The sequence below is a fragment of the Paraburkholderia sp. RL17-373-BIF-A genome (assembly GCF_046030175.1).
GTDB lineage: Bacteria > Pseudomonadota > Gammaproteobacteria > Burkholderiales > Burkholderiaceae > Paraburkholderia.
The window spans coordinates 1-347 of record NZ_JARESO010000478.1; the positions used below are offsets into that span (position 1 = coordinate 1).

Annotated in this window: 1 protein-coding gene; it reads right to left on the bottom strand. The window is 59.7% G+C overall.

What is annotated here, in order from left to right; translation table 11 throughout:
* A partial coding sequence (locus P0D80_RS51455; RefSeq protein WP_408296719.1) for a transposase occupies positions 1 to 260 on the bottom strand: 260 nt, incomplete at its 3' end.
* Between the last annotated feature and the right edge of the window lie 87 nt (positions 261 to 347).

Here is a 347-nt window from a genome sequence, read left to right on the forward strand (position 1 = left end):
AAATCGTTCTCCAGCGTGAGCTGGCCGATCTTCGCATGTAGCTCCTTCAGATCGACTTGCGGCTCGCTCGACGCCGTGCCGCCTGAGCCAAACACATCGGCGGCACGTTCCTGCAACTGCCGCTTCCATTCGGTGATCTGGTTCGGGTGCACATCGAATTGCTGCGCCAGTTCGGCTAGCGTCCGCTCACCCTTGACCGCCGCCATCGCCACTTTCGCTTTGAACGCGGCTGAGTGCGTCCGTCGGCTTCTCTTCGTCATCTTCAAGGTTCCTTTGTCGGCATTATCGCCGGCTCAGGCCTCGAACGTTCCACTTATCCGACTGTCCGAATTTGCGCGGCCACCTCT